General features: G+C 64.3%; 3 protein-coding genes. 2 read left to right on the top strand and 1 reads right to left on the bottom strand.

What is annotated here, in order from left to right:
• The coding region (locus VK519_RS03510; protein ID WP_324347724.1) for a phosphohexomutase domain-containing protein at nt 1-980 on the top strand (980 nt) is incomplete at its 5' end.
• A gap of 8 nt (nt 981-988) precedes the next feature.
• Nucleotides 989-1,924, top strand: coding sequence for an isopenicillin N synthase family dioxygenase (locus tag VK519_RS03505; RefSeq protein ID WP_324347722.1), 936 nt, complete (start codon nt 989-991; stop codon nt 1,922-1,924).
• A 3-nt stretch (nt 1,925-1,927) separates the two neighbouring features.
• Here VK519_RS03505 and VK519_RS03500 read toward each other — a convergent pair whose 3' ends face one another.
• Complete coding sequence (locus VK519_RS03500; RefSeq protein WP_324347721.1) at nt 1,928-2,827, bottom strand: DMT family transporter; 900 nt, start codon at nt 2,825-2,827, stop codon at nt 1,928-1,930.
• Nucleotides 2,828-2,975 lie beyond the last annotated feature (148 nt).

The raw sequence follows: 2,975 nt of genomic DNA, 5'->3' as shown, positions 1-2,975 counted from the left end.
CGGTGGAAGCGGCGATCGAGGACGGCCTGGAAGGCGCCTTCATCACCGTGCCCTCCGAGCAGCTGGGCAAGGCCCGCCGCGTGGACGATGCCCCGGCGCGCTACATCGAATTCTGCAAGAGCACGGTGAACGAGGATTTCTCGCTCGCGGGCATGAAGATCGTGCTGGACTGCGCCAACGGCGCTACCTACCAGGTAGCCCCGAAGATCTTCGCCGAGCTCGGCGCCCGGGTGATTACCATCGGCGCGGAGCCTGATGGCTTCAACATCAACCATGAATGCGGGTCCACGAGTCCGGCGGCACTGCAGAAGACTGTGGTTGAGAAGGGTGCGGACCTTGGCATCGCGTTCGACGGCGACGGTGACCGCGTGCAACTCGTGGACCGCCACGGTGCACTCGCCGACGGCGATGTCCTGATGTATGTGCTGGCGCGCAGTTGGCGCGAGCGGGGCATCCTGCGCGGGCCGGTGGTGGGCACGCTGATGAGCAACTATGGCCTGGAGCGCGCGCTGCGCGACATGGACGTGGAACTGGTACGCGCCAACGTGGGCGACCGTTATGTATTGCAGCAGTTGAAGGACCGCGGTGGCGTGCTGGGCGGGGAAACGTCCGGGCATATCCTTACCCTGGACCGTTTCACCACGGGCGATGGCATCGTGGCGGCGCTGGCGGTGCTCGAGGCCCTGGTGATGTCCGGGGAGGACCTCACCGTGGCCCGCGCCGGGCTTTCCACCGTGCCCCAGGTGATGATCAACGTGCGCGCCGACGGTGCCCGCGAGGCACTGGACAGCGACCAGGTTCGTCGGGTGTGCGGTGAGGTGGAAGCTGCCCTGGCCGGCCGGGGCCGCGTGGTGCTGCGCGCCTCGGGCACCGAACCCCTGGTGCGGGTCACCGTGGAGGGGCCGGAGGAGGGCGAAGTGCAGCAGTTGGCGGCGCGGCTGGCTGACGCGGTAAAATCAGCGGCTACCGTCACCGGCTGATCAAACGCATGAAACACGTACCTACCCTGGATATCCGTCGCTACGACACCGACCGCGAGGCATTCGTGGCGGAACTGGGCGCCGCCTATCGGGAATTCGGCTTCTGCTGCATCTCCGGGCACGGTATCCCGCGCCGGGACATCGATGCCGCCTACGACGATTTCGTGCGTTTCTTTGCCTTGCCCGATGCCACCAAGCGCAAGTACCACGTCCCCGGCGGCGGCGGTGCGCGCGGCTACACGCCGTTCAAGGTGGAAACCGCCAAGGATTCAAAGCTGCCGGACCTGAAAGAGTTCTGGCATGTCGGCCGGGAAATTCCCCGGGATTCGAAATACGCCGACGTGATGGCGCCGAACCTGTGGCCGGAGGAAGTGCCCGGCTTCAAGCAGCACGGCTACGGCCTGTTCGAAGCGCTCGATAGCCTGGGGTCGCGGGTACTGAAGGCGCTTGCCCTGCATATTGGCCAGCCGGAAGACTACTTTGCCGACAAGACTGACCAGGGCAATTCCATCCTTCGCCCGATTCACTACCCGCCGATCGAGCAGGACAACATCCCCAACGAGCGCGCCGGCGCGCACGAAGACATCAACCTGATCACCCTTTTAGTGGGTGCCAGTGCCGAAGGCCTGGAAGTGCTCACGCGCGAGGGCAAGTGGTTGCCCATCACCACCGAGGGCGATGCCATCGTGGTGAACATCGGCGACATGCTGCAGCGCCTGACCAATCACGTGTATCCGTCCACCACGCACCGCGTGGTGAACCCGCCTAACGCCAATGCACGCAAGCCACGTTACTCGGTGCCGTTCTTCCTGCATCCGAACCCGGATTTCGTCATCGACGTGCTGCCCTCATGCGTGGATGCCGCGCATCCTAACCGCTACCCCGAGCCGATCACGGCGCACGAGTACCTGCAGGAGCGGTTGCGCGAGATCAAGCTGATCTGATTGTCACCCGTGTGTTTCGCTGGTGCCGATCAACTCTGGCACCGGCTTCGTATTGCGCGAAAGGTAGGGATGCGCGAACACCGCGGACAGGATCACCACCACACCTGCATAGAAGGCCACGCCAAGCTCGCGCTGCTCGCCCAATAGCAGCACGGCCAGCACGATGGCGTACACCGGCTCCAGGTTGGTCACCATCTGCACGCCGAAGGCGGTCAGGTGCCGCAGCGACACCAGGGCCAGGGCGAAGGGCAGCAGGGTGCAGCCATAGGCCAACAACACCAGCAACAACGCATCGTGCCCAGTAGGGATCTGGAAGCCGAAGAACGGCATGAACAGCGCCAGGAACACGCCGCCGGTACCCAGCTCCAGGCAAGTGACGGTGAGCGGGTCGGCGTGCTCCACCAGGCGTTTGTTGAGGGAGGCGAACAGCGCACAGAAAAGTGCCGAGACAACACCCACGGCGATCCCCGCGTACATGTGTGCCGGCACACCACCGGCCACCAGGGCGACCCCTGGCACCACGGCCACGCCCAGCAAAAGCTCGCGCGGATTGAACGGCCGCTGCGCTACCCAGGGCTCCACCAGTGACAGGAATACCGGCGCCAGTGCGATGCAGGTGGCGCCCACCGAAGCGTTGGCCAGCTTGATCGAGGCGTAGAAAGTAAGCCAATGGATCGCTACCAGCACACCGATGCCGGCGTAGGCGCCGACCAGCCGGAGTGGCATCGCTCGCAGCGACCGCCATACACGCGGCACCAGTAGAAGCGCACCGGTCACCAGCGCCATGCGCCAGGTCACCAGCGAAAGCGCGTCGAGCTTGATGGTTTTGCCCAGGATGGCCGTGAAGCCCCAGAGGAGGACGCAGAAGTGGATCTGCAGGCGGGCTTTGGCGAGGGGTTGCATGGGGAGGGATGGTAGCAATCTCCGTAGCTTAAAAGCTGGAAGATTGAGCAAGCTGCGATAGAAAGCGTTGGCGAACTTTGAGACGCTTACTATCGACTGCCAGAGTCGCGGACGGCACCATTACAGGGTTACCTCGGTCGAGGTAACC

Source organism: Pinirhizobacter sp. (genome assembly GCF_035317885.1).
GTDB lineage: Bacteria > Pseudomonadota > Gammaproteobacteria > Xanthomonadales > Rhodanobacteraceae > Pinirhizobacter.
Note: the sequence above shows the minus strand (reverse complement) of the source record. Positions and strands in the feature narration are given on the sequence as shown.